At 66.7% G+C, this 25,516-nt stretch carries 26 protein-coding genes; 14 read left to right on the top strand and 12 right to left on the bottom strand.

What is annotated here, in order from left to right:
* Window positions 1–34: 34 nt before the first annotated feature.
* Window positions 35–751 carry an alanyl-tRNA editing protein gene (locus RKE40_RS09685; protein WP_316018025.1) on the bottom strand — a complete coding sequence of 239 codons (717 nt, stop codon included), beginning with the start codon at window positions 749–751 and terminating at the stop codon, window positions 35–37.
* Window positions 752–913: 162 nt separating this feature from the next.
* Between RKE40_RS09685 and RKE40_RS09680 the strand changes: the two genes are divergently transcribed.
* Entirely contained in the window at window positions 914–1,708 is a 795-nt protein-coding gene (locus tag RKE40_RS09680; RefSeq protein ID WP_316018024.1) for an SDR family NAD(P)-dependent oxidoreductase, read from the top strand.
* Between the two features lie 28 nt (window positions 1,709–1,736).
* Here RKE40_RS09680 and RKE40_RS09675 read toward each other — a convergent pair whose 3' ends face one another.
* Entirely contained in the window at window positions 1,737–2,093 is a 357-nt protein-coding gene (locus tag RKE40_RS09675) for a DUF1428 domain-containing protein (RefSeq protein WP_316018023.1), read from the bottom strand.
* A gap of 129 nt (window positions 2,094–2,222) precedes the next feature.
* Entirely contained in the window at window positions 2,223–3,698 is a 1,476-nt protein-coding gene (locus RKE40_RS09670; protein ID WP_316018022.1) for a cryptochrome/photolyase family protein, read from the bottom strand.
* Between the two features lie 155 nt (window positions 3,699–3,853).
* On the opposite strand from RKE40_RS09670, the gene RKE40_RS09665 reads away from it, so the two are divergent.
* Window positions 3,854–4,444, top strand: a complete 591-nt coding sequence (locus RKE40_RS09665) for a DUF2345 domain-containing protein (RefSeq protein ID WP_316018021.1) — start codon at window positions 3,854–3,856, stop codon at window positions 4,442–4,444.
* A gap of 101 nt (window positions 4,445–4,545) precedes the next feature.
* Here RKE40_RS09665 and RKE40_RS09660 read toward each other — a convergent pair whose 3' ends face one another.
* A complete protein-coding gene (locus tag RKE40_RS09660; protein WP_316018020.1) occupies window positions 4,546–7,734 on the bottom strand; it encodes an efflux RND transporter permease subunit in 3,189 nt (1,062 codons plus the stop codon).
* A gap of 65 nt (window positions 7,735–7,799) precedes the next feature.
* Entirely contained in the window at window positions 7,800–8,936 is a 1,137-nt protein-coding gene (locus tag RKE40_RS09655; RefSeq protein ID WP_316018019.1) for an efflux RND transporter periplasmic adaptor subunit, read from the bottom strand.
* Window positions 8,937–9,189: 253 nt separating this feature from the next.
* Here RKE40_RS09655 and gatB point away from each other — a divergent pair, with 253 nt between their 5' ends.
* The 4 genes from gatB (at window position 9,190) to RKE40_RS09635 (ending at window position 12,690) form a co-directional block, all read left to right on the top strand.
* On the top strand, window positions 9,190–10,668 hold the full coding sequence (gatB, locus tag RKE40_RS09650; RefSeq protein WP_316018018.1) for an Asp-tRNA(Asn)/Glu-tRNA(Gln) amidotransferase subunit GatB: 1,479 nt from the start codon (window positions 9,190–9,192) through the stop codon (window positions 10,666–10,668).
* Window positions 10,669–10,829: 161 nt separating this feature from the next.
* Window positions 10,830–11,336 (top strand): GNAT family N-acetyltransferase, encoded by a 507-nt coding sequence (locus RKE40_RS09645; protein ID WP_316018017.1) that lies wholly within the window; start codon window positions 10,830–10,832, stop codon window positions 11,334–11,336.
* Window positions 11,337–11,371: 35 nt separating this feature from the next.
* A complete protein-coding gene (locus tag RKE40_RS09640) occupies window positions 11,372–11,857 on the top strand; it encodes a GNAT family N-acetyltransferase (protein ID WP_316018016.1) in 486 nt (161 codons plus the stop codon).
* Between the two features lie 125 nt (window positions 11,858–11,982).
* Window positions 11,983–12,690, top strand: a complete 708-nt coding sequence (locus RKE40_RS09635; protein ID WP_316018015.1) for a glutathione S-transferase N-terminal domain-containing protein — start codon at window positions 11,983–11,985, stop codon at window positions 12,688–12,690.
* Window positions 12,691–12,830: 140 nt separating this feature from the next.
* On the opposite strand, the gene RKE40_RS09630 is transcribed toward RKE40_RS09635, so the two are convergent.
* Entirely contained in the window at window positions 12,831–13,202 is a 372-nt protein-coding gene (locus tag RKE40_RS09630) for a DUF2147 domain-containing protein (protein ID WP_316018014.1), read from the bottom strand.
* A 241-nt stretch (window positions 13,203–13,443) separates the two neighbouring features.
* Here RKE40_RS09630 and RKE40_RS09625 point away from each other — a divergent pair, with 241 nt between their 5' ends.
* Together RKE40_RS09625 and ndk are read left to right on the top strand one after the other, a co-directional pair.
* Window positions 13,444–13,830 carry an SEL1-like repeat protein gene (locus RKE40_RS09625; protein ID WP_316018013.1) on the top strand — a complete coding sequence of 129 codons (387 nt, stop codon included), beginning with the start codon at window positions 13,444–13,446 and terminating at the stop codon, window positions 13,828–13,830.
* Window positions 13,831–13,921: 91 nt separating this feature from the next.
* Window positions 13,922–14,344, top strand: a complete 423-nt coding sequence (ndk, locus tag RKE40_RS09620; protein WP_066475354.1) for a nucleoside-diphosphate kinase — start codon at window positions 13,922–13,924, stop codon at window positions 14,342–14,344.
* Between the two features lie 112 nt (window positions 14,345–14,456).
* Here the strand turns inward: ndk and RKE40_RS09615 are convergent, their stop codons facing one another.
* Window positions 14,457–15,278, bottom strand: a complete 822-nt coding sequence (locus RKE40_RS09615; RefSeq protein WP_316018012.1) for a MipA/OmpV family protein — start codon at window positions 15,276–15,278, stop codon at window positions 14,457–14,459.
* A gap of 219 nt (window positions 15,279–15,497) precedes the next feature.
* Here RKE40_RS09615 and RKE40_RS09610 point away from each other — a divergent pair, with 219 nt between their 5' ends.
* Together RKE40_RS09610 and RKE40_RS09605 are read left to right on the top strand one after the other, a co-directional pair.
* Window positions 15,498–17,585: a molybdopterin-containing oxidoreductase family protein gene (locus tag RKE40_RS09610; protein WP_316018011.1), complete on the top strand. Its 2,088-nt coding sequence runs from the start codon at window positions 15,498–15,500 to the stop codon at window positions 17,583–17,585.
* A gap of 169 nt (window positions 17,586–17,754) precedes the next feature.
* A complete protein-coding gene (locus RKE40_RS09605; RefSeq protein ID WP_316018010.1) occupies window positions 17,755–18,066 on the top strand; it encodes a hypothetical protein in 312 nt (103 codons plus the stop codon).
* A gap of 12 nt (window positions 18,067–18,078) precedes the next feature.
* Here RKE40_RS09605 and RKE40_RS09600 read toward each other — a convergent pair whose 3' ends face one another.
* Window positions 18,079–18,798, bottom strand: coding sequence for a glutathione S-transferase family protein (locus RKE40_RS09600; protein WP_316018009.1), 720 nt, complete (start codon window positions 18,796–18,798; stop codon window positions 18,079–18,081).
* Window positions 18,799–18,929: 131 nt separating this feature from the next.
* Here RKE40_RS09600 and RKE40_RS09595 point away from each other — a divergent pair, with 131 nt between their 5' ends.
* Window positions 18,930–19,667, top strand: a complete 738-nt coding sequence (locus RKE40_RS09595) for a helix-turn-helix transcriptional regulator (protein ID WP_316018008.1) — start codon at window positions 18,930–18,932, stop codon at window positions 19,665–19,667.
* 30 nt (window positions 19,668–19,697) lie between these two features.
* Here RKE40_RS09595 and RKE40_RS09590 read toward each other — a convergent pair whose 3' ends face one another.
* Entirely contained in the window at window positions 19,698–20,810 is a 1,113-nt protein-coding gene (locus tag RKE40_RS09590; RefSeq protein ID WP_316018007.1) for a tetratricopeptide repeat protein, read from the bottom strand.
* A 165-nt stretch (window positions 20,811–20,975) separates the two neighbouring features.
* Here RKE40_RS09590 and RKE40_RS09585 point away from each other — a divergent pair, with 165 nt between their 5' ends.
* Entirely contained in the window at window positions 20,976–22,007 is a 1,032-nt protein-coding gene (locus RKE40_RS09585; RefSeq protein WP_316018006.1) for an IS110 family RNA-guided transposase, read from the top strand.
* Window positions 22,008–22,291: 284 nt separating this feature from the next.
* On the top strand, window positions 22,292–22,687 hold the full coding sequence (locus RKE40_RS09580) for a GFA family protein (protein ID WP_316018005.1): 396 nt from the start codon (window positions 22,292–22,294) through the stop codon (window positions 22,685–22,687).
* A gap of 4 nt (window positions 22,688–22,691) precedes the next feature.
* Here RKE40_RS09580 and RKE40_RS09575 read toward each other — a convergent pair whose 3' ends face one another.
* From RKE40_RS09575 to purM, 3 genes are all read right to left on the bottom strand, one after another.
* Complete coding sequence (locus tag RKE40_RS09575) at window positions 22,692–22,955, bottom strand: hypothetical protein (RefSeq protein ID WP_316018004.1); 264 nt, start codon at window positions 22,953–22,955, stop codon at window positions 22,692–22,694.
* Window positions 22,956–23,087: 132 nt separating this feature from the next.
* Entirely contained in the window at window positions 23,088–23,711 is a 624-nt protein-coding gene (purN, locus tag RKE40_RS09570; protein ID WP_316018003.1) for a phosphoribosylglycinamide formyltransferase, read from the bottom strand.
* On the bottom strand, window positions 23,708–24,778 hold the full coding sequence (purM, locus tag RKE40_RS09565) for a phosphoribosylformylglycinamidine cyclo-ligase (protein ID WP_316018002.1): 1,071 nt from the start codon (window positions 24,776–24,778) through the stop codon (window positions 23,708–23,710). The genes purN and purM overlap by 4 nt, the downstream gene beginning before the upstream one ends.
* 157 nt (window positions 24,779–24,935) lie before the next feature.
* Between purM and RKE40_RS09560 the strand changes: the two genes are divergently transcribed.
* A complete protein-coding gene (locus RKE40_RS09560; protein WP_316018001.1) occupies window positions 24,936–25,466 on the top strand; it encodes a CDP-alcohol phosphatidyltransferase family protein in 531 nt (176 codons plus the stop codon).
* The last annotated feature ends 50 nt before the right edge of the window (window positions 25,467–25,516 follow it).

The raw sequence follows: 25,516 nt of genomic DNA, 5'->3' as shown, positions 1-25,516 counted from the left end.
AGGAGTCTGATTTCAGTGACTTGAAGGAATGTCTTCAGGCGAGCGCGATGCGGACGCGCCGGTTCTGCTTGCCCTTCTTCTCGATGTCGGTGACCAGGACCTCACCGATCTCGGAGGTGTTGCGCACATGCGTGCCGCCGCAGGGCTGGAGGTCGATCTCGCCGATCTTGACCAGCCGGACGCGGCCGGAGCCGCGCGGCGGCTTCACCGACATCGTCTTGACCAGGCCGGGATTGGCGTCGAGCTCCTCGTCGGTGATCCAGCTCTCGGTGACGTCGGCATTGCGCGCCACGAGCGCATTGAGCTTCTCGGCGATCTCGGCCTTGTCGAGGCCGCCTTCCGGGATGTCGAAATCGAGCCGGCCGTCGCCCTCGCCGATGGCGCCGCCGGTGACCGGATAGGGCAGAACGACGCTGAGCAGGTGCAGCGCGGTGTGAATGCGCATCCGCTTCAGCCGCCGCTGCCAGTCGAGTCGGGCGGTGACGGCGTCGCCGATGGCCGGAGCCGCCTGGCCTTCGAGCGGGACGTGCAGGATGCGGCTCTTGTCCTCGGGATTGTAGATGGCGGTGCCGATCGCGATCTCGCGGCCATCGGCCGTGACCAGCAAGCCGGCATCGCCGGGCTGGCCGCCTCCCGTGGCGTAGAATACCGTCCGGTCGAGCTCGATGCCGCCGCGTTCGTTGATGGCGAGCACGGTCGCCACGGTTTCGCTCTGATAGGCGTCGGCGCGGAACAGCAATTCGGTCGGCATGAAGATCTCCCTGGGATCGTCAGCTTATCGCAGGCCCGGCGGCCGCGGCAAAGATGCCTGCGATCGGGCGTCCTCTTCGCCGACGGGGCTTCCGCCGCGCTGCAGCTGTGACTAGGTTGCCGGGCTGGATCGCCGGTCCGTCACCGGCGTGGGGACCCCTCGATGACCATGCCACGCATGCAGCCGAAGGACGGCGTCGCCTGGATCACCGGTGCGAGCTCCGGTATCGGCGCGGCGGTGGCGCTCGAACTGGCGCGGCGGGGCTGGACGGTCGCGATCACGGCGCGGCGGCTCGAACTGCTCGAGGAGGTCGCATTGCAGGGCGCCGGCCTTTCGGGGCGCATCGTCGCCCATGCCGGCGACGTTACCGACCCCGAGGCGATGCGCGCCGTGGTCGAGGGGATCGAGAGCGTTCACGGGCCGATCGCGCTGGCGTTCCTGAATGCCGGAACGGCCCAGGGAAACCGGCCCGACGGCCTGGATGCGACGACCTTCGAGCGCATCTTCGCTGTCAACCTGTTCGGCGTCGTGCGCGGGCTTGCGGCGCTGATGGAGAACATGAGCGATCGCGGCAAGGGCCAGATCGCCGTGAATGCCTCGCTCGTCGGTTATGCGGGCATGCCCGGAAGCGGCGCCTATGGCGCGTCCAAGGCGGCCGCGATCCATCTCTGCGAGAGCCTGCGCTTCGAATGCGACCGCCTCGGCATCCGCCTGCAACTGGTCAATCCCGGCTTCGTCGACACGCCGATGACCAAGCGCAACACCTTCGCGATGCCGCTGCTGATGACGGATCAGGCGGCAGCGGCGCGCATCACCGATGGCTTCGCCCGTGGCGGCTTCGAGATCGTCTTCCCGCGCCGTCTCGCCTGGACCCTGAAGCTCATCAGGCTGTTGCCCTATCCGCTCTATTTCTGGGCGGCGCGGGCGCTGGCAGGCGGTGCGAACCGCGACGGCTGAAGCGGCCGCCGCACCTCGCACCGGATGCTCAGCGTTCGACGATGGTGGTGAAGCCGCCGAAGATCATGCGCTTGCCGTCGAAGGGCATGTTCTCCATGTCCGGCTTCAGCCGTGGGTCGGCCATCACCTTGGCCATGACCTCGTCGCGCTTGGCGCGCGATTCATAGGTTGCCCAGGAGAAGACGACGATCTCGTCGTCCTTGGCCTGCACGGCTCGCGGAAACGAGGTGAGCTCGCCATAAGGCACGTCCTCGGCGACGCATTCGACATAGCTCAGCGCGCCATGCTCCATCCAGACGTCGCCGGCCAGGCTGGCGAGCTTGCGGTACTCCTCGATCTTGGCTTTGGGAACGGCGAGCACGAAGCCGTCGACATAATAGGACATTTGCCTCTCCTGTTTCGAATTCAGGACCATAGGACGATCGGTCTTAGGTTGATCCGACAACACGGCGCGGACAGTTTCGTTCAGGAGCCTGCGGAGCGCCCAAGTTCCCGCAGGCCCGGAGGTCATGTGTCAGGCGGATTCCGATCCGGTCTCGGCCCGGAGCTCTGCCAGCGCGGCCAGCGCACGCCTGCGGCCGAAGTCGAGATCGACGATCGGGCGGGGGTAGTCCTCGCCGAGACTGATTCCAGCCTCCCGCAGAACGGTTTGCGGAGCAGTCCAGGGCTTGTGGATGAACTTGGCGTCGAGCTTCGTCAGCTCCGGCACGAAGCGCCTGACATAGGCGCCGTCTGGGTCGAACTTCTCGCCCTGGGTCACCGGGTTGAAGATACGGAAATAGGGCGCGGCATCGGCCCCCGACCCCGCCACCCACTGCCAGCTCGCGGCGTTGTTGGCCGGGTCGGCATCGACCAGCGTGTCCCAGAACCAGGCTTCGCCCGCGCGCCAGTCGGTCAGCAGATGCTTGATCAGGAAGGAGGCGGTCACCATGCGCACCCGGTTATGCATCCAGCCCGTTTCCCAGAGCTCGCGCATGCCGGCGTCGACGATCGGGTAGCCGGTCAGCCCTCTCTGCCAGGCAGCGAGACCGGCGGCATCTTGTTCCCAGCCGAAGCCGTCGAAGCGCCGGTTGAAGTTGCGGGTCGCCAGCTCCGGGTTGTGAAAGAGCAGGTGATAGGAGAATTCGCGCCAGCCGAGCTCCGACAGGAACTTCTCGGCGTCGGCGGGACTGCCTCTCGTCTCGCCCGTCTCGAGCGCCATCTGCACCGTATGCCAGATCTGGCGCGGGCCGATCTCGCCGAAGCGCAGATGCGGCGAGAGCCGTGAGGTCCCCGGCCGGTCGGGCCTGTCCCGCTCGGTGCGATAGCCCGCGAGACCGTCGTCGAGGAAATCGGCGAGGCGGGCCTGGGCGCCGTCCTCTCCGGGCATCCAGCTCGCACGCAGGCCCCCGGCCCAGTCGGGCTTGCGCGGTTCGAGACCGAGCTCTTCGATCGACAGCGTCATGCTGCGCAGGGTTGCCGGCAGCTTCGCCTGGCGAATGCCCTCTGGCGCCGGCAGGGGCGGGCGCGGCGTGCCGCGCTCGCGCGCCGCGCGCCAATAGGGCGTGAAGACCTGCATTGGCCCGCCGGCCTTGCTCTTCACTTGCCAGGGCTCGTTGAGCAGGGCCGCGTTGAAACTCTCCACGACGACCCCGCTGGCGACGAGCTCCGCCTTCAAGGCCTTGTCGAGTGCGATCGCGCTGGCCTCGTAGCGCCGGTTCCAGGCAACGAGGCCGATGCCGGCATCGCGGACGAGCCGGGGCAGGATCTCGGCCGGATCGCCGCGCATCACGAGCAGTTCGCCGCCGCGTGCTGCAATCGCCGTCGAGAGCGCCATAAGCGAGCGCGACAGCCACCAGCGCGCGGCGCCGCCAAGCGCGCGCCGCTCCGGCGATGTGTCGAAGATGTAGAGGCAGAGGCTCGGGCCATGATCCAGAGCGCCAGTCAGGGCCGGATTGTCGGAGAGGCGCAGATCCTCGCGGAACCAGACCAGGGCAGGGCTTTGTGTCACCGTCCCACCGCTCCCTTCCGCCGATGCCGGCACCCGGGATGAGGGTGCTGGTCGCTTTGCCGTAACGTCATTGCGTGCTGCTGCCTGCCGGGGCCGTGATACACTTGCCCCGGCTGCGGGTCGAGGACGGGGTCCAGCTCAGGGGAGGCGGTCTCATGGCGACACCGGAAGTGGAGGCACTGACGCGCCGCGTGGCCGCGCTCGAAGCCCAGCTCGCGGCCCTTCTCCAGGCGATCAATGTCGGTCGCGGCGGTTCGGTGGCGATTACCGCGCCGAACGGGCTCAGCATCACCGTGGGCGGCAACTGCACGATCAGCGCCGGGGCCGAGCTGGCGCTGAACGCCGGCAGCAATTTCAGGACCAGCGTCGGCAGCGCCTATACGCTGCAATCCGGCGCCGGCATCAGGCTCGCGGCCGGCACGGGCATCGGCATCTTCGCCGCGACGGCGCTCAACCTCAATGCCAACAGGCAGATCAGCCTGGCGACGCGCGCCTTCGAGGTCGCGGCCTCGGTCAGCATCGACATCGACAGCAGCAAGGATTTCACCATCGCCAGTGGCAGGGCGCTCAGCGTCGAGGCTGCCGACGGCATGCTGCTCGATTCCGGTGCGGCCTCGCTCCACCTGAAGAAGGACGGCTCGGTCGATCTCAAGGGCAAGGACGTCAACATCCGGGCCGGCGGCAGGATCAACGCAGTCGCCAGCTCCGACGTGACGATCAAGGGCTCCAAGATCCTGCAGAACTAGGATCTTGCGGAACTCAGAGCCCTCGCTCGGCTACACCCTTCGGAAATGAAAACCCCGCCCGGGCCGGGTGGCCGGGGCGGGGCTCGTTTCGTGTTCGCGCCTCAATGGCCTTGGGGTGCGGTGCCTTCCGCGACCGGCTTCTTCTTTCTCTGCGGGGCGAGCGACGCGAGCCAGCGCACAACCACATAGAACACCGGCGTGAACAGCAGGCCGAACAGGGTGACCCCGATCATGCCGGAGAACACCGCAATGCCGAGCACCTGGCGCATCTCCGCGCCGGCGCCGACCGAGATCGTCAGCGGCAGCACGCCGAGGATGAAGGCGAGCGAGGTCATCAGGATCGGCCGCAGCCGGGTCCTGGCAGCGGCGATGGCGGCATCGCGCCGGCTCATGCCCTCGTCCTCGGCCTGCTTGGCGAACTCGACGATCAGGATCGCGTTCTTGGCCGCGAGGCCGACGAGCACGACGAGGCCGATATCCACCAGCACGTTGCGATCGAAATCCTTGTAGCCGACGCCGATCATCGCCGCGAGGATACACATCGGCACGATCAGGATGACGGCGAGCGGCAAGGTCCAGCTCTCGTAGAGCGCCGCCAGCAGCAGGAAGACGAACACCACGGCGAGACCGAAGGCGATGATCGCGGTGTTGCCGGCGAGCTTCTCCTGCAGCGCGATCTCGGTCCATTCGAAGCCGAAGCCGGCCGGCAGGACCTGGCTCGCGATCTTCTCCACCGCCGCGATGCCCTGGCCGGTCGAGTAGCCGCGTGCCATCGACAGCTGCACCTCGGCTGCCGGATAGAGGTTGTAGCGCGGCACGCGATAGGCGCCGGTCGTGTCAGAGAAGGTCGCGACCGAGCCGATCGGCACCATCTCGCCATCGGCATTGCGGGTCTTCAGGTTGGCGACGTCGCGGATGTCGAGCCGGTGCGGATTATCGGCCTGGGCCGTGACGCGGAAGGTCCGGCCGAGCAGGTTGAAGTCGTTGACATAGGCCGAGCCCATATAGATCGACAGCGTTTCGAAGATCCGGGTCACCGGCACGCCTAGCATCTCGGCCTTGGTCCGGTCGATATCGGCATAGATCTGCGGCGTCCGCGTCGAGAACAGGGTGAAGGGCTGCTGGATGCCGGGAGTCTGGCCCGCGGTTCCCGCCACGGCCCAGGTCGCTGCTTCCAGCGCCGTGAGGCCTCGGCCGCCGCGATCCTGGACATAGCCCTTGAGGCCGCCGCCGCTACCGATGCCCGGCACCGCCGGAGGTTCGATGATCAGCGCGAAGGCCTCGCCGATCTGGAACAGCTGGGTCCTGAGGTCGTTGAGGATGCCCTGGGTCGTGAGGCCAGCCTTGGCGCGCTCGCGGAAGTCGCTGAGCGTGACGAAGGCGACGCCGGCATTGGGGGCGAGCGTGAAGGTCGCCCCGTCGAGACCGGCGAAGGCGACGGCATGGGCGACGCCGGGCCGCGACAGCAGAATGTCGGTCGCCTTGCGGATGACCGCGTCGGTGCGCGGGAGCGACGAGCCCGGCGGCAGCTGGAAGACGGCGATGAAGTAGCCGCGGTCGAGCTGCGGGACGAGGCCGGTCGGGACTGCGGCGAGGCGTTGGCCGGCGACCGCGATGAGGGCGGCATAGACCAGCAGCATGATCACGCCGAAGCGGATCAGGCGCGAGGTCACCGCGCCATAGGCGCGCGAGAGCCAGTCGAACGCCATGTTGAAGTACTTGAAGAACCAGCGCAGCGGCGCGGTGAGCGTCGCCAGGACGCCCCTCGGCTCCTCATGGCTATGCGGCTTCAGCAGGATCGCAGCCAGCGCCGGCGACAGCGTCAGCGAGACGAAGCAGGAGATCGCCGTCGAGGCTGCGATGGTCACCGCGAACTGCTGGTAGAAGGTGCCCTGCAGGCCGGTGATGAAGGCCGTCGGGATGAACACCGCGCAGAGCACGAGCGCGATCGCGAACAGGGCGCCGCCGACCTCGTCCATGGTCTTGTGCGCGGCGTCCACCGCGCTCATACCTTGCGCCAGATAGCGCTCGACGTTCTCGACGACGACGATCGCGTCGTCGACGACGATGCCGATCGCCAGCACCAGCGCCAGCAGCGAGATCGTGTTGAAGGAGATGCCAACCGCGCTCATCACCAGGAAGGTGCCGACCAGCGAGACCGGGATCGCGATGATCGGGATGATCGCGGCGCGCCAGGTCTGCAGGAACAGGATCACGACGATCACGACGAGCACGACCGCCTCGAGCAGCGTCGTCACCACGGCGGAGACCGATTCCCTGATGAACTCCGTCGGGTTGTAGACGATGGTGTGTTCGACACCGGCCGGGAAGTTCTTCGACAGCTCCTGCATCGTCTTGATGAGAGCGTCGGAGGCCGCGAGCGCATTGGTGCCCGGGCGCTGGAACACGCCGATCGCGACCGCTTCCTTGTTGTCGAGATAGGAGTTCGAGAGATAGTCCTGCGCGCCGAGCTCGACGCGCGCGACGTCGCGCACGCGGATCGTGCCGCCATCCGCGTCTGAGCGGACGACGATGTTGTAGAACTCGTCGACGGTGGTGAGGCGACCGAGCGTGTTGACCGAGAGCTGGAAGGCGCCGTCCGAAGTGGCCGGCGGCTGGTTGATCGCGCCCGCCGCGACCTGGATGTTGGCGGCGCGGATGGCGGCGACGACATCGCCGGCCGTCAGGTTGCGCGAGGCGACCTTGGCCGGGTCGAGCCAGACGCGCATCGAATAGTCGCGCGCGCCGAAGACCTGGACGTCGCCGACGCCCTCGACGCGGGTCAGCACGTCCTTGACGTTCAGCGTCGTGTAGTTCGAGACATATTGCTGGTCGCGCGAGCCGTCCGGCGACAGCATGTGGATGACCATCAGGAAGTCCGGCGAGGCCTTGCGGACCTGCAGGCCGAGCGTGCGCACCTCCTGCGGCAGGCGCGGCTCGGCCGCCGAGACGCGGTTCTGCACCAGCACCTGGGCCTGGTCGACATCGGTGCCGCCCTTGAAGACGACGTTGATCGTCACGCGCCCGTCGCCGGTCGATTGCGACGAGATGTAGAGCATGTCGTCGACGCCGTTGACCTCCTGCTCGATCGGCGCCGCGACCGTGGCGGCGACGACCTCGGCCGAGGCGCCCGGATAGGTCGCGGTGATCGTCACGGTCGGCGGCGCGATCTCGGGATACTCCGCGATCGGCAGCGTGCGCAGCGTGATGGCGCCGGCGATCGTCAGCAGCACCGAGAGCACGGTGGCGAAGATGGGCCGGTCGATGAAGAAATGGGCGAAGCGGAACATTGTCGGGTCCTGGCCGGAAGGGCAGGGCGGACGGGCGGGCCGTCAGCGCTGGTCGCGGGGCGCGCCTACTTGGCGGCCGCCGCCTTGATCTCGGATGGCTGCGGGGTCACCGTCACGCCGGGCCGGACCATCGGATTGGCGAGGCCGTTGACGATCACCTTGTCGCTGGCGCTCAGGCCCTTGGTGATCACGCGCAGCCCGTCCGTGATCTGGCCGAGGGTGACGGGCTTGGGCACGACCTTGTTGTCGGCGCCGACCGTCAGCACGATCTTGTTGGCCTGGTCCGAGACGATCACCGAATCCGGCACCAGCAGGCCATCGACCTCGCCGGCATCGAGACGCAGCCGCCCGAAGGCGCCCGGCGTCAGGAAACGGTCGGGATTGGCGAAGACGGCGCGGCCGCGGATCGTGCCCGAGCGCGCATTCAGCGTGTTGTCGACGAAGTCGATCTTGCCGATGCGCGTCCACGTGGTCTCGTCGGAGAGACGCACGCGCGCCTCCGGAGCGACGCCGCGCAGGCTCGCGAGGCGGGCGTAGCGCAGGTAGTCCGACTCCGAGACGTCGAAGACGAACTTGATCGGATCGAGCGCGACGATGGTCGTCAGCAGGGTTGCGCCCGACTGGCCACCCGCGATCAGGTTGCCTGGGTCGACACGGCGGTTCGAAAGTCGTCCGGCGAGCGGCGCGCGCACCTGCGTCCATTCGAGGTTGAGCTCGGCCGTCTTCAGATTGGCCTCGGCCGCCTGGTGCGAGGCGATCGCGCCGTTGAGGTTGGCGCGGCGCTGGTCGATGTCGCGGGCGGTGATCGTCCGGTTCTGCGTCAGCGCCTCGGCGCGTTCGACCTCGTTCTGGTTGAGGTCGACCTGGGCCTTGGTGCGGGCGACCTCGGCGCGCGCGGCGTCGACCGCGAGCGTGTAGGGTCGCTGGTCGATGGTGAAGAGCAGGTCGCCCGCCTTCACCATGTCGCCGTCCTTGAAATGGACCTTGTCGACGAAGCCCGAGACGCGGGCTCGCACCTCGACCTGCTCGTCGGCCTCGAAGCGGCCGGTGAACTCGTCCCAGTTGGTGACGCGTTTGGCGAGCGGCGTCGCGACGGTGACCGGCGGCGCCGGCGGCGCGCCCTGGGCCATGGCTTCGAGCGAAAAGGCCGGAAGCAGGGCCGCCAATGCGAGGAGCGCCCGGCTGGAGCGACGGCGGATCATATGAAACTCCGAAAATGCGTGTCCGGCGCAACCTTGCGCGGTTTCCGGCCAATCCGGCTAAAAGGCCTTGCCGCTGACGATTGTCAAGTTCCATCACTCGACAGTGCAGCGGTCTTGTGCGTTGCGGAAGGGATTGTGGCCCTACCGCAACGTGACGGCAACAGATGCTTGCTGGCGGCTGCCCAACGCTCTACCTGAGGTGGTCGTCAATTTCTGGCAGGGCCGGCCCGCCCGCCGTTTCCGGAATATCGCCATGAACGCCCATTCACGTCCCGCCGATCCGAAGAAGCTCATCAAGGGCGCAACCGGTGACTGGGAGGTCGTGATCGGCCTGGAGATCCACGCCCAGGTCACGTCCAACGCCAAGCTCTTCTCCGGCGCCTCGACCGAATTCGGCGGCGAGCCGAACGCCCATGTCAGCCTCGTCGACGCCGCCATGCCCGGCATGCTGCCGGTGATCAACGAGGAATGCGTGCGTCAGGCGGTGCGTACCGGCCTCGGGCTCAACGCGGCGATCAACCATCGCTCGGTGTTCGACCGGAAGAACTACTTCTATCCCGACCTGCCGCAGGGCTACCAGATCAGCCAGTACAAGCACCCGATCGTCGGAGAGGGCGAGATCGCGGTCGACCTGTCGCCGACCGAGCAGATCAGCGTCGGCATCGAGCGCCTGCATCTCGAGCAGGACGCCGGCAAGTCGATGCACGACCAGCACCCGACCATGAGCTTCGTCGACCTCAATCGCTCGGGCGTCGCGTTGATGGAGATCGTCTCCAAGCCGGACCTGCGCTCGGCCGACGAGGCCAAGGCCTATGTCTCGAAGCTGCGCACTATCCTGCGTTATATCGGCTCCTGCGACGGCGACATGGAGAAGGGCAATCTGCGCGCCGACGTCAACGTCTCCGTCCGTAAGCCGGGCGAGCCCTTCGGCACGCGCTGCGAGATCAAGAACGTCAACTCGATCCGCTTCATCGGGCAGGCCGTCGAGGTCGAGGCCCGCCGCCAGATCGGCATCCTCGAGGATGGCGGTAAGATCGACCAGGAAACGCGCCTCTACGACCCCGGCAAGGGCGAGACCCGCTCGATGCGCTCGAAGGAAGAGGCGCACGATTACCGCTACTTCCCCGATCCCGACCTGCTGCCGCTCGAATTCGACGATGCCTTCGTCGACGATCTGAAGCAGCACCTGCCCGAGTTGCCGGACGCCAAGAAGGCCCGCTTCATCGCCGAATACGGGCTCTCGCCCTATGACGCCTCGGTGCTCGTCGCCGAGCGCGACCAGGCCGACTATTTCGAGGCGGTGGCGAAGGGCCGCGACGGCAAGGCCGCTGCCAACTGGGTGATCAACGAGCTGTTCGGCCGCCTCAACAAGGAAGGCAAGGACGTCTCGACCTCGCCGGTCTCTGCCGCGCAGCTCGGTGGGCTTGTCGACCTGATCGGCGAGGGGGTGATCTCCGGCAAGATCGCCAAGGACCTGTTCGAGATCGTCTGGACTGAGGGCGGTGATCCCCGCGAGATCGTCGAGGCCCGCGGCATGAAGCAGGTCACCGACACCGGCGCGATCGAGAAGGCAGTCGACGAGATCATCGCCGCCAACCCAGACAAGGTCGAGCAGGTCAAGGCGAAGCCGACCATGCTCGGCTGGTTCGTCGGGCAGGCGATGAAGGCTTCGGGCGGCAAGGCCAACCCGCAGGCCCTGAACGAGATCCTGAAAGCAAAATTGGGAATCTAAAGCCTGAGACACGCGGTCATCCCGGACAAGCGGCATAGCCGCGAAGATCCGGGATCCATCGAGGGGCTGGATGCTCTACGATGGATCCCGGCGCTCCGCTTCGCTGCGGCCGGGATGACGTGGCTGGGGCGTCGCCGACCCTCGTCTCGCAGGCGCACGCCGTGACCCAGACCGGTCTCATCATCCGCGATGCGCTCGCCGCCGATCTGCCGGCGGTCCGTTCGCTGCTGGTAGAGACCTGGCACGCGACCTATGACGGCATCTATGGCTGGCGCCGTGTCGCCGAGATCACCAATGCCTGGCATTCGCTCGATGCGCTTTCCGCCCAGCTCGGGCGCCAGAGCGGTGTCTTCCTGATCGCCATGCTCGGCCAGGAGGTCGTCGGCACCGCCTCCGCCCGCAGCGAGCCCGATCATGCGGCGCTGCTGACCCGGCTCTATGTCCTGCCGGCCAGGCAGGGCGAGGGGATCGGCCGGACTCTGCTCCAGGTCGCGCTCGCCTGCTTTCCGGATGCGCCGGTGGCAAGGCTCGAGGTCGAGAGCCAGAACGAGCTCGCCATCGCCTTCTACGAACGCATGGGCTTCTTCCTGCAGCGCCAGGCCCGTTTCGACGGCCGCGAGGACACGCCCAACACCCTGATCATGGCCAAGCGGCTGTTCGTGAGCTGATCGTGCCCGCGCCCTCCCTTCCTCCGGAGACAACGATGAACGACGTGTCCAATCGAGATGGAATTGCGATGCGCGAGGCGACCCGTGCCGATGCAGCGCGGATTGCCGGCCTGATCCTGATGGGCGCGGCCAAGCAGACGCGAACGGCGGCCGAGATCGAGGACGAGGCGGCTCATCCGGCCTATCTCACCGCATTCGACGAGGTCTCGGCGAGCCCGCACAACACGCTCTTCGTCGCCGAGATCGACGGCGCTGTGGTCGGCACCTTGCAGGTGACCCTGATCCCGGGCCTGGTCAATCGCGGCCGCAAGCGCGCCAAGCTCGAAAGCGTCCATGTCGACCCGGCTCAACGCAGCCGCGGCATCGGCGCCGTCATGGTCGCTTTCGCGGTCGATTTCGCTCGGCGCAACGGGGCCGGCCTGGTCGAGCTGACCTCGAACAAGTCCCGCGAGGCGGCACACCGCTTCTACCGGGGGCTCGGCTTCGAACAGAGTCATGAGGGCTTCAAGCTGGAGCTCTGAGCCGGCGGCCTTGCCCTCTCACGGCATGGCGCGCCCGCCCTGGACGCGCGGCGAATCGGCTTACGCAGCCGCAGGCGGCTTCCTAGATTGATCGGCCAACCTCAACGCAGACGAGGAAGCATCGCATGTCGCAAGTGCAGGCCAAGCCGATCGACCTCTATTACTGGCCAACGCCGAACGGCTGGAAGATCACCATCATGCTCGAGGAACTCGGGCTGCCCTATAACGTCATTCCGGTGAACATCGGCAAGGGCGACCAGTTCAAGCCGGAATTCCTCGCCTTCTCGCCGAACAACCGCATGCCGGCGATCATCGACCCCGAGGGGCCGGACGGCGAGCCGATCTCGGTCTTCGAGTCCGGCGCGATTCTGCAATATCTCGGCCGCAAGACCGGCAAGTTCTATCCGACCGACGAGCGCGCCCGCGTCGCGGTCGACGAATGGCTGTTCTGGCAGATGGGTGGCTTCGGCCCGATGCTCGGCCAGACCCATCATTTCCGCATCTACGCGCCGGAGAAGGTGCCATATGCGGTCGACCGCTACACCAATGAGGCGAACCGGCTCTATGGCGTGCTGAACCGGCGCCTCGAAGGCCGGGACTATATCTGCGACGCCTATTCGATCGCCGACATGGCCTGTATCGGCTGGGCCCGCGGCTGGGAGCGCCAGGGCCAGGACATCAAGCAGTTCCCCAATGTGGCGCGCTGGATCGAGACGATGCTGGCGCGCCCGGCCGTCCAGCGTGGGCTCAAGGTCGCCGAGGAGCTGCGCAACCCGGCCGGCATCTCGACGCCGGAGGAAAAGGCCGTGTTGTTTGGACAGAAGGCACGCTGAGGCGCTTCAGGGTCTACCGTCATGCTCGCCCTTGTGGCGAGCATCCACGTCTTGAACACCGCACGCGATTGGCGAAGCGAAGACGTGGATGGTCGGGACAAGCCCGACCATGACGGTTGGCCGAGCTTAGCGGCACTGCGTCAATTGCTCCGCGACCACTTCACCGAGCGGCAGATCAGACCGCCCATGACGCAGCCGGCGGTGGTCAGCGTGTCGCCGGCGAGCGTCATCGTGCCCGAATAGGTCTTGCCGTCCTCGGGATTGAACGCACTGCCGCTCCATTTCCCTGCACCTGACGGCTTCATGTCGTAGAAGATGCGCTGGCCGAGCTTGGCCGGGCCGCTGCTGTCCTTGAGCCAGGAGATCGTGCCGCAGACGGCATCGCCGCATTTCGCAAGGCGCACTTTGGAGGCGCCGCTGTCGCGCAGCCAAGTGCCGGTGACCTCCTGGGCCAGGGTCGGGGTTGCGAGCATGGCGAGCGTGGCGGCGACCGCGTATGGGCGAAGCCTCATGACGTTCCTCCTCAGGCAGTGACCAGCGTTGATCGCATGGTTCAGATGTAAACTATATCCGAGCCTGGACTGGCTTCAAGAGGGCGCGCCGGCTGGCGCCTAGCCTCAGCCGAATGCTCGCGAAGGTGAATCCTCCGTCAATGCCTGCCGTTGCGTAACGTTGGCAGCGCTTTGAAATCATTCGTCATTTCGGATTTAGAGGCTGAATCGAACGTTGATTTAACCGCGCGCTTACGAGTCGTTGAGCTTCGATTCATCTCGAATTTTAGCGGAGTCTTTTACCGCCGGGCTCGAACCTCCTCCTCACGAAGCGCGGCCCAGGAAGGGCCGGGCCACGATGAAAACAGGGTGGTTTGTCATGGCACGCATGGAGATGAACGCGATCCCGGCTTCGCTGGCGATCCCGATGGAAGCCTCGGCGGAGGCGTATTACGAACTGGGGCTGATGCACGCCGCCGGCCGCACGGCCCCGGTCGATCTGGTCGCCGCGCAGAAATGGTTCAACGTCGCGCTCGCCAAGGGCTGCAGCCGCGCCGCGGCCCACCGTGCCGAGCTGGCCCAGGAAATGAGCCGCGAGGAAATCGCCGAGGCGCTGCGCGAGGCGCGCAGGTTCTTGACGCGCCATTGAGGCGGGAAAGCCGTCGGTAGCCTTGTGGCACGGAAGGGGCGCCGCTATAAGCGCGCCGCATTCTCCCGATTTTGCCCCAAGGATTACAACGATGGCTGTCCAGCGTACCTTCTCCATTCTCAAGCCCGACGCGACGCGCCGCAACCTCACTGGCGCGGTCAACGCTGTCATCGAGAAGGCCGGCCTGCGCATCGTCGCGCAGAAGCGCATCCAGATGACCAAGGCCCAGGCCGAGACCTTCTACGCCGTCCACAGCGCGCGCCCCTTCTTCGGCGAGCTCGTCGAGTTCATGACCTCCGGCCCCGTCGTCGTGCAGGTCCTCGAAGGCGAGAACGCCATCGCCGCCTACCGTGAGGTGATGGGCGCCACCAACCCGGCCAACGCTGCCGAGGGCACCGTGCGCAAGCTCTTCGCCGAGTCGGTCGGCGAGAACACCGTCCATGGTTCGGACGCCCCGGAGACCGCCGCGATCGAGATCGCCCAGTTCTTCGCCGGTAACGAGATCGTCGGCTGAGCCGACTGCCTCTTTCAGGCATCGAGAACAAAGAAGGGCGGGTCCGCAAGGACCCGCCCTTTCTCTTTCGGCCACCGCCCCGGACGAGGCGGTGGAATATCTGGCGAGTCTGCTACTTGAAGCCGAGATCGAAGGCGTAGGTCGCGGAGACGCCGACCGTGATCGAATCGCGCGCGCCATAGGTCTTGACGATCGGCGCCTTGGCGGCGTCGCCCATCAGGTGCTTGTACTCGACATAGGCCGTGGTCTGGAGCTTGTCGCTCCAGGCATAGGTCGCCTGGGCGATCGCGCCGACCGAGTGCACGCCGGTGTTGAAGCGCTGCAACAGGCCGCCATTGCCGGCCCAGGCGCCGCCGAAATAGGTGCGCACATAGTCGGCACTCGCGACGGTCATGCGTGGCCCGGCGCCGATCGACCAGGCGCCGATGCGCTGGAAGGCCTCGACCTTGAACTCGGCGACGACGCCGTCATGCGCGACGATGCCCCGGCGCAGGTCGACGCGGCCGCGCAGCCAGGACGTCGGGTAGAATTCGGCGAAGGCGCCGGCCTCGCCGCCGAACTTGGTGTCCGGCACGCCGGTGATGCGCAGCGCCGCGTTGGTGCTCGCCTTGCGCTCCCAGAGCAGGTTGCCGGAGAAGCCGACGCGCCAGGCCTTGCCGGAGAAGAAGCCGATGCTGATCGCGTCGTCCTCGGCCGACCACCAGGTGCTGCGAGTGCCGCGTCCGAGCGAGATGATGCCGCGCGGCCGGAAGATGTAGTCGTTGGAGCCGACATAATCGGGCTGGTAGCGCAGGCCTGCACCCAGCGTCAGGTGCCAGTTCTGGACCGATTCAGGCGAGGTGTACTGGGTGTATTCCGGAGATTGTGCCTTTGCAGGAGCCGCAAGCACGGAAGCCAGGCCGACAAGACCCGCAAGGAACGCAACGCAACGCATCATCACAACTCCGGCGCCGAGGCGCCCCAGACCAGACCAACGGCGACAATGTGATTCATTAGTCTTAACCCGAGGTTGATGCGCCGCGTCGGGGCGGACGGAAAGCTGCTGCCTACCAGAAGAGGCCGATTCGGTACGAATCGGAACCATGCGCCCTCTCGCCGCCGGTCTTGGCGGGAACGACTTCCGGAGAGCCTGGACCTGTTCTAGGAAGGATGCATGACAGAACTTCCTCGCGTCCAGCGCCTGCCTTCCGTCTGTCCGCATGATTGCCCATCGGCCTGTTCGCTGGAGGTCGAGGTCATCGACGGCCGCAGCATCGGGCGGGTCCGCGGCAGCAAGCGACAGACCTACACCGACGGCGTGATCTGCGCCAAAGTCGCGCGCTACGCCGAGCGCATCCATCATCCTGACCGCCTGCTGTATCCATTGCGCCGCGTCGGCCCGAAGGGCTCGGGCGCCTTCGAGCGCATCTCCTGGGACGAGGCGCTGGACGAGATCGCCGAGCGCTTCCTCGCGCTGGAGGAGCAGTTCGGCGCCGAGACGATCTGGCCCTATTACTATGCGGGCACGATGGGGTTGGTGATGCGCGACGGCATCAACCGCCTGCGCAATGCCAAGCGCTATTCCGGCCAGTTCTCGACGATCTGCACGACGTCCGCCTGGACCGGTTACATCGCCGGCACCGGACGGCTCGCCGGGGCGGATCCGCGCGAGATGGCGAAGTCCGACTGCGTCGTGATCTGGGGCACCAACCCGGTGCACACCCAGGTCAACGTCATGCACCACGCGGTCAAGGCCCGTAAGGAGCGCGGCGCCAAGATCGTGGCGATCGACATCTATCGCAACGCCACGATCGACCAGGCCGATCTCGGCCTCGTATTGCGGCCGGGCACCGACGGCGCGCTCGCCTGCGCCGTGATGCATGTGCTCTTCCGCGACGGCCTCGCGGACCGCGATTACCTTGTCCGTTTTGCCGACGGAACCGAGGAGCTGGAAGCGCATCTGGCGACGCGCACGCCCGAATGGGCCGCGGCGATCACCGGCCTTTCGGTCGAAGAGATCGAGGCCTTCGCCGAGCTCGTCGGCACCCGCAAGCGCAGCTATTTCCGGCTCGGCTACGGCTTTGCCCGCCAGCGCAACGGCGCGGTCAACATGCATGCGGCGCTCTGCGTGCCGACCGTCACCGGCGCCTGGCAGCATGAGGGCGGCGGCGCCTTCCATTCGAACAGCGGCGTCTACAAATGGCGCAAGGGCCTGATCGAGGGGCTCGACAAGGCCGACCCGAAGGTTCGTCAGCTCGACCAGTCGCAGATCGGCCGCATCCTGACGGGCGATGCCGAGGCATTGCGGCAGGGCGGGCCGGTGAGGGCGCTGTTCATCCAGAACACCAATCCGGTTTCGGTCGCGCCCGAGCAGGAACTGGTCAAGCGCGGCTTCGCTCGCGACGACCTCTTCACCGTCGTGCACGAGCAGTTCATGACCGAGACCGCCGCCATGGCGGACATCGTGCTGCCGGCGACGCAGTTCATGGAGCATGACGACCTCTATCAGGGCGGCGGCCACCAGCACATCATGTGGGGCGGCAAGCTGATCGACCCGCCGGGCGAGTGCCGCTCGAACCATGAGGTGATCTGCGCTTTGGCCCAGCGCCTCGGCGCCGAGCATCGCGGCTTCTCGATGAACCCGCGCGAGATCGTCGACTGGACCTTGCAGCAGACCGGACGCGGCACGCTCGAGGAACTGATCGCTAGCGAATTCCATGACATCCAGCCGGATTTTGAGACGGCGCATTATCTCAAGGGCTTCGGCTGGCCGGGCGGCAGGTTCCGCTTCAAGCCGGACTGGAGCAAGGTCCCCAACAGCAATGCCGGCCTCACCGGCCCGCATGCCGCGATCCCGGCCATGCCCGACCATTGGAACGTCATCGAGACGGCAGATGCCGAGCATCCCTTCCGGCTCGCCACCAGCCCGGCCCGGAACTTCCTGAACTCGTCCTTCACCGAGACGCCGACGGCGCGCAAGAAGGAGGGCGGGCCGACGCTGATGCTACATCCGGACGACGCGGCGAAGCTGGGAATCGCTCAGGGCGACGCGATCCTGGTCGGCAACCGTCGCGGCGAGGTGCATCTCGACGCGGTGCTGTTCGACGGGCTGGTGCGCGGCGTCGTCATCGCCGAGTCGATCTGGCCGAACGGCGCCCATCGCGGCGGGCGCGGCATCAACACCCTAACCGGCGCGGACTCGATCGCGCCTTTCGGCGGTGCGGCCTTCCACGACAACAGGGTCTGGATTCGCAAGGTGTGACCTTTGCGTCATTGATTTTTCACCGATGCTGTGGACCATCCTCCGCTACGCAGGCGGGTCAATCGAGAGCGGATTCGGGGTTTCGCTCGGGCTGCGCCGCGAAGACGGAACGGTATCGACAATGATCACGCGGCGGGTTGGTGCGGCCTTCTGGGCCGTGGGTTTGTCCATGCTGGTTTCGCAGGGGGCGCTGGCCGCCGCCGGCACCAGCGCCTTGCCGCCGCCGGACCCAACCGCCAAGAACCTGACGCCCTACATGATCCAGCTGCGGGCCTTCGACGCCTGCCTGGTCACCCAGTCGCGGCTGATGAACACCACCCGCGAGGCGGTGCATTCGCCGTGCAGCTGCTACGCCAAGGGCACGGTCAACGCGATGACCAAGGACGAGCTCCAGGCTTTCCGGGAGACCGGCTACTTCAACGATTCCGCCCGCGCCAAGGGCTATGACTTCATCGACCGCTGCAAGCTGCAGCGGCCTTGAGCCCGTCTGGCGTCAGACCGGCGCGGCCTCCGCGTCGGCCTTGAAGTAGCGATCCCGCATCCGGCCCGCATAGGCGACGAGGTTGGCGTGCTCGGCGAGCGCGCCCCGCAGCGGTGAGTCGAAGGTCTCGCACAGCCCCGAGATCATGAAGGCGCCGAGCGTCGCGTCGCCGCCGCACGGGGCCGGACCGGTCAGGTAGGGCTTGCTGCCTAGCAGCCCGGACAATGAATCCAGCGCCTGCCGTGCCAGGATCAGCCGTTCTTCGTCGCTGTGCCGGCCGATGCCGTGGCCGTGCAGGTTGCGGCGCACTTCGCGCTTGACCATGGCGATCACAAGCGGTCGCAAGGGCGCGGGCACGGCGTTGAAGAAATGGCGCGGGCCCTTGTCGAAATTGGCGGGATTGGCCCAGCGCTCCTGGACGATCTGCCAGTAGAGGTGATCTTCCAGCATCTTCTCGACTGCCCAGGCGAGGCCGCGCTGCTCGGCGCTCAGCCCCTTGTCGAAGTCGATGACGTGCTTGCGCTCGAGATGCAGCCTGATGAAGCTGGTGTCCGGAATGATCTCCCCATCATCGACCAGCACCGGGAACTTGCCTTTCGGCGCCTTACGCAGATTGCCGCGAATCCGGCGATAGGGCAGTCCCGACATCTCCATCAGGATCATGGCCTTGACGCAGAAAGGGCTCGGGTCCGGCAGGCCGAAGCCGGGGCCGAAAACGTGCAGCTCCAACATGAATCCTCCTCGAGCCGACACATTTTCAGGCTGGCCGGCCACCATACTGCTGCCACGCTCCTGACAATGATTGTCAGGGCGTCTGCGGCAGAGTGACGCTAACCGATCTTTCCCGAAGCGGAAGCCCCGTCATGCAACGCGCTGAACGTTTGCTCGATCTGATTCAGGGGCTGCGCCGTCGCCGCCGCCCCGTCACCGCCGAGACGCTCGCTTCCGAGCTCGATGTCTCCGTGCGCACCGTCTATCGCGATATTGCCGCGCTGCTGCGTCAGGGCGTGCCGGTGCGCGGCGAGGCCGGCATCGGCTATGTCCTCGATGCCGGCTTCGACCTGCCGCCGCTGATGTTCTCGCCTGATGAGATCGAGGCCGTGCTGGTCGGCATGCGCTGGCTCTCCGAGCGCGCCGACCCGACGCTGGCGCGCGCCGCCGAGGACGTCGTCTCCAAGGTCGCGGCGGTTCTGCCGGCACATCTGCGGCCGATCCTGCTCGACGGAGCGCTGTTCGCGCCGGCCTATTGCAAGGACATGGTGGTCGATCAGGTCGACGTCGCGGCGGTGCGCGCCGCGATCCGCAATGGCCGCAAGCTCGAGATCAGCTATCGCGACGAGGCCGGGAAATCGTCGAGCCGGGTGATCTGGCCGATCGGCCTGACCTTCTTCGAGCGCGTGCGCATGGTCATCGCCTGGTGCGAGCTCAGGCAGGCCTTCCGCCATTTCCGGACCGACCGCATCGCCGAGCTGACGGCGCGCGAGGAGCGCTATCCGGCGCGTCGCGCCGACCTTTTCCGCCGCTGGCAGAAGGAGGAGCAGGAGGTCGCGGCCCGGCGGGCGCTGGAGCAGCAGGCGGCGGTGGCGGCGAGCGTCCAGTAGGCGTGCGCTGTCCGTTCGGGGCGCGCTGGGCTAGCGCATTTGCTGGTCCAATGCGCGCAGACTTTCCGCCGCTTGCAGCAGGCCGGCCTGCATTGCCTTTTCGTACCAGATGCGGGCTTGCGGAAGGTCTTGCGGGCCGCCTTCGCCTTTTTCAAGCAGGACGCCGAGATTGTACATCGCGATCTTCTCGCCGCCTTGCGCGGCCTTCTCGAACCAGCGCCGTGCTTCCGACATATCCTGCGGTCCGCCGAGGCCACCCTCCAGCATGGCGCCGACATTGATCATGGCCCTGATCTCGCCGGCCTGAGCTGCCTGCTCGTACCAGCGCCGGGCCTGTGGCAGGTCCACAGAGCCGGCAACGCCCATGCGCAGCATGTCGGCCAGGTTGTTCATGGCGTCCAAGTGACCGGACTGGGCGCTTCGCACGAGCCAGAGCCGCGCCTGAGGCACGTCCTTAGGGCCGCCACGGCCCTGCGCCAGCATGATGGCAAGGTTGTTCATGGCGTCGGGAGCGTTGTCCGGGAAGCGCTCGGCGAGCCAGCGGCGCGCCGCTGGTAGATCACGAGGCATGAGCGGGTCTTTGACGACATCGAACCATAGCATCACGCTTCGCTCGCCCTCCTGCGCGGCCTTCTCCAGCCATCGCCGGGCATCCGGCTCATTCCGCGGGCCACCCAGCCCGCTGTCGAGAACGCGGGCCAAATGATACATGGCGTCGTCATTGCCGGCCTTCGCCGCTTCCTCATACCAGTGCCGTGCAGCCGGCAAGTCCGCAGGGCCGCCGAGCCCGTTTTCCAGAATCTGGGCGAAATCGCGCATCGCCCAGACGTTCCCGGCTTCCGCGGCCTGCCCGTACCATCGCCGGGCCCCTGGCAGCTCCTGGGGGCCGCCTTGCGCGCGCTCCAGCATGATCGCGAAGAAGTACATTGCTTCGGGATTGCCGGCCTGTGCGGCCCTTTCGAACAGGCGCCGTGCCTCCGCGCGGTCCTCCACGCCATCGAAGCCCTGTCGCAGCGACTTGCCGGCTTTGACCATGGCGAGGACATGGCCTGCTTCGGCCGCCTGGCGGTAGGCCGGGAGTGCCTCCTTGCCGCGCTGCGCGCTCTCATAGGCGCGGCCGAGCTGATAGCTCAGCCGGCGCACATGCGGCTGCTCCTCGATCGCGGCGCTGCAGGGGGCGATGGCGTCGCTTTCGTTCGCGCCAAGAAAAAGGTTGGGCCATTGGGCTCGCGTCGCGGATGCGATGCGGCGGTGGTCGATGCGTTCTAGGCTCCACCGATCCAGCCCAGCGGATCAGGGAGAAGAGCGATGGAGTGCTTTGTCGGCTTGGACGTTTCGGTGAAGACGACGAGCGTCTGCGTGATGGACGCAGGCGGAACGATTATCCGGGAGGGCAAGACTGAGAGTTCGCCCGAAGCCATCGGAGCGTTCCTGTCCTCATGTTGCGACCGCTATGCGCGGGTCGGCCTGGAAGCCGGCCCGCTCTGCCAGTGGCTGTATGCCGGTCTGGCGAAGGCAGGCTTCCCGGTGATCTGTATCGAGACGCGCCACGCCCAGGCGGTGTTGAGCGCCCGGCCGAACAAGACCGACCGCAACGATGCGCGCGGCATCGCGCAGATGATGCGGGTCGGGCTCTACCGCCCGGTCCACGTCAAGACGCTGGCCAGCCAGAAGATCAGGGCGCTCCTGAGCGGCCGACGCTTCCTTCAGGCCAAGCTGCTCGATGTCGAGAACAGCATTCGCGGCCTGCTCCGCAACTTCGGCCTGAAGGTTGGCATGGTGACACGGACTCGCTACGAAGCGCGCATCCTCGAACTGATCGAGGAGATGCCCTCATTGCAGGCGATCATCGAGCCGATGCTGGCGGTACGCCGGGTCGTTCGAGAGCAGTATGTCGGTCTGCACAAGAAGATGCTGGCTCTGGCGCGCGCCGACGATGATTGCCTCCTGCTGATGAGCGCGCCTGGCGTCGGCCCGTTCGTCGCTTTGACCTATCGTGCCGCCGTCGATGAGCCAGCCGGGTTCCAGCGTTCGCGCTCTGTCGGCGCCCATTTCGGATTGGCACCGCGAACCCATCAATCGGGCGAGATCGACAGACGCGGCAGGATCACCAAGAACGGTGACGAGACACTCCGATCAGCCTTGTTCGAGGCGGCGCTGGTGCTCTTGCGACCGCAGGCCAAGCCCTCGGCGCTCAAGGCGTGGGGCCTGCGTGTTGCCAAACGGCGCGGCATGGCCAGGGCGATGATCGCGGTCGCGCGCCGCTTGTCCGTCATCCTGCACCGCATGTGGGTCGACCGCGTGCCGTTCCGCTCGACGGCCGAGCCAGCCCAAGCCTGACCTCACTAACAGCGTTTCGAGATCCGTCGCAGGGCGGAGCGATGTCCCCTAGGGACCGGAGGGCGGTGAGATCGAGGCGGGGTTGAAGGACCATCAGTCACTTCGCGAAAAAGCATGATCCACCACTCGTCGGACCCAACCATGAAGCGGCCACTGCGCCGACTTCGGAGAGAAGCCAGAGACCTAGCGGGACTGTTAGCTTAAGGCCATAGCGGACGCTCTTGCGATCGTCGCAACCCCGATGGCATGCTTCCCGGCTAGACCCCCGCGGGAGTAAATTGAGGATGCACAGCGGCTCATGCCTTTGTGGTGCGGTCACCTTCGCGGTGGCTGACACTCTGCCAAATCCTAACTTCTGCCATTGTCGGATGTGCCGGAAGCACTCGGGTCATTATTTCGCGTCCACCGACGTGCCGAGGAGCGCCCTAACGATAGTCGGTGAGGAGAACGTGGCGTGGTTTCAGTCGTCGGAGAAGATCCGGCGCGGCTTCTGCTCTACATGCGGCTCGTCTCTGTTTTGGGATCGGGCGGATCGGGACTGGATTGCCATTGCAATGGGCGCTTTCGACGGACCGACAAGGACCAAGGCAAATTTGCATATCTACGTCGGTGACAAGGGGGATTACTACGAGATCGCTGACGGCCTGCTGCAGTACGACACCGTCCCACCCCGCAACTGAGAAATTAAAGCGGCTTGACACCCATGGCCCAATAGAGAAGCCGGCCGATCAGGTTCGTGGCATTCGGGACCGCAAGGACCCGTTCCGGATCCTCCGGATTCCCGGCGAGCACGTCGCAGTTGCGCACATTCGCGCTGTGTTCCGGGGACGAGGCGCGGGGAGACCCTTGCGCCAGCACTGCGCCGACATAGTCGGAAAGCGGCCCCCACATCGCATAGCCCGTCAGGCCCAGCGATATTGCGAGTGATACCCAGCGGAAAATGGCCAAGCCCGCCTCCGATACAACGCTCGGTTGCGGTCATGCGTCGCCAAATGGCGGCTGTCGAGGTGAGCTTGCCGGGATAGTTAGCGGCGCAGCCTTGTCTGTGCTGTAGCCAAGCAAGCTACGTGGTTGGCGCCCTCAAGTTCCGACGCCAGCGCTGGTTTCCAGTCTGGCCGCGCCAGACGCCACCAGAGCGAGCGCCCTGGGATAGAGGGCGTGCTCCTGCTGCAGCACGCGCGCAGACAGGCTTGCCTCGTCGTCGCCCGGCAGCACCGGGACTTTCGCCTGGAGGATGGTCGGGCCGGCGTCGAGCTCGGGCACGACGAAATGCACGGTGCAGCCATGCTCGGCGACGCCGGCTTCCAGCGCCCGGGCATGGGTATGCGTGCCACGGAAGTCAGGCAGCAGGGAAGGGTGGATGTTGACCAGCCGGCCCTGCCAGCGCGTCACGAACCAGGGCGTCAGCACCCGCATGAAGCCGGCGAGCGCGACGAGCTCGATCTGGTTGACGCGCAGGACCTCGTCGAGCTTGCGCTCGAAGGCCTCACGGTCCTTGCCGAAGGGGCGATGGTCGACGCTGGCGGTGGCAATGCCGGCCTGGCGGGCCCGCTCCAGCCCGCCGGCCTCCGGCAGGTTCGCGGCGACCAGCACGATCTCGGCCGGGAAATCGGCGGCCTGCGCTGCTTCGATCAGCGCGACCATGTTCGAGCCGCGGCCCGAGATCAGGATCGCGGTGCGGACCCGCCGCGGCGTCGTGCTCACAGGCCGAGCTTCCCGCGATAGGCGACCTGGCCCTCGCTGCCGGCCGGCGTGACCTCGCCGAGCCGGACCGGCGCTTCGCCGGCCTCGCGCAGCGCGGCGACGACGGCGTCGGCCTCGGCCGCCGAGGCGACCACGATCATGCCGATGCCGCAGTTGAAGGTGCGCAGCATCTCACGCTCGGCGACGCCGCCGACCTCGGCGAGCCAGCCGAATACCGGCGGCACCGGGATCGCGGAGAGATCGAGCGTGACGCCGAGATCGTCGGGCAGGACGCGCGGGATGTTGTCGGGGAAGCCGCCGCCGGTGATGTGCGCCAGCGCCTTGATGCCGGGCGCCGCCTTCAGCGCCTGGAGCAGCGGCTTCACATAGATCCGCGTCGGCGTCAGCAGCGCTTCGGCGAGGCTCTGTCCGGGCGCGAAGGGGGCGGGGGCCTCCCAGGCGAGGCCGGAGAGCGCGACGATGCGCCGGACCAGCGAATAACCGTTGGAGTGCACGCCGGAGGAGGGCAGGCCGAGCACGACGTCGCCAGCCACCAGATCGGCGCGGGGCAGCAGCGAGCCGCGCTCGGCAGCGCCGACGGCGAAGCCGGCGAGGTCGTAATCCTTGTCGGCATACATGCCCGGCATCTCGGCGGTCTCGCCGCCGATCAGGGCGCAGCCGGCCTGACGGCAGCCTTCGGCGATGCCGCGCACGATCTCGACGCCGGCCTGCGGGTCGAGCTTGCCGGTCGCGTAATAGTCGAGGAAGAGCAGCGGCTCGGCGCCCTGCACGACGAGATCGTTGACGCACATCGCGACGAGGTCGATGCCGATGGTCGAATGCCGGCCGCTCTCGATCGCGATCTTCACCTTGGTGCCGACGCCGTCATTGGCGGCGACCAGGATCGGGTCGCTGAATCCCGCCGCCTTCAGGTCGAACAGGCCGCCGAACCCGCCGATCTCGGCATCCGCACCCGGCCGCCGGGTCGAACGCACCAGAGGCTTGATCGCATCGACCATGGCATTGCCGGCATCGATGTCGACGCCCGCCTGCGCATAGGTCAGCCCGTTGCCGCCTGTCTTGGTCATGAAACCGCGCTCCTTGCTGTGCGGGGAGCGATAGGCAAGGGCGGCCCCGCTGGCAAGCCGGCAGCGGCCTTTCCGCGAAAGCGTTTCGCAGTTGTCCAGCACATGCATTAGCCTTCAGTCGTAGTTCTCGCGACGAATCCTGGCCACGATCCCGGCGATGACGCTTCCGAACCTGATCACCATCGGCCGTCTGATCCTCGTCCCCCTGGTGATCGCGATGATCATCAACGAGCGCTGGCTGGCTGCCTTCCTGCTCTTCGTCGCGGCCGGGATTTCCGACGCGATCGACGGCTTCATCGCCAAGCGCTTCGACATGGGAAGCGAGCTCGGCGCCTATCTCGACCCGATCGCCGACAAGGCGCTGATCGTCTCGATCTACATCACCCTCGCCATGGTCGGGGCCATCCCGGCCTGGCTCGTCATCCTGGTCGTCTCGCGTGACATCATGATCGTCACGGCGGTGATCCTGTCCTGGCTGATGGAGAAGCCGCTCGAGATCGCCCCTTTCGCCGTCAGCAAGCTCAACACGGCGGCGCAGCTCATCTTTGCCGCGCTGATGCTGGGCTCGCGCGCCTTCGGGCTCGATCCCGGCCCTGCGATCCCGGTCGCTCAGCTCGCCGTGGCGCTCTTGACGGTCGGTTCGATGGCGGCCTACCTCGCCTTCTGGCTGCGCCATATGGCGGCCTGAGCTTGGAACCTCGCCGATGCGCTCCTATTCTCTAGGACGCCCGGCCGGCC

This window comes from Allobosea rubneri, from assembly GCF_032464875.1.
Lineage (GTDB): Bacteria > Pseudomonadota > Alphaproteobacteria > Rhizobiales > Beijerinckiaceae > Allobosea > Allobosea rubneri.
The sequence above is the reverse complement of the archived record's forward strand: the minus strand, read 5'-3'. Positions and strand labels throughout refer to the sequence as shown.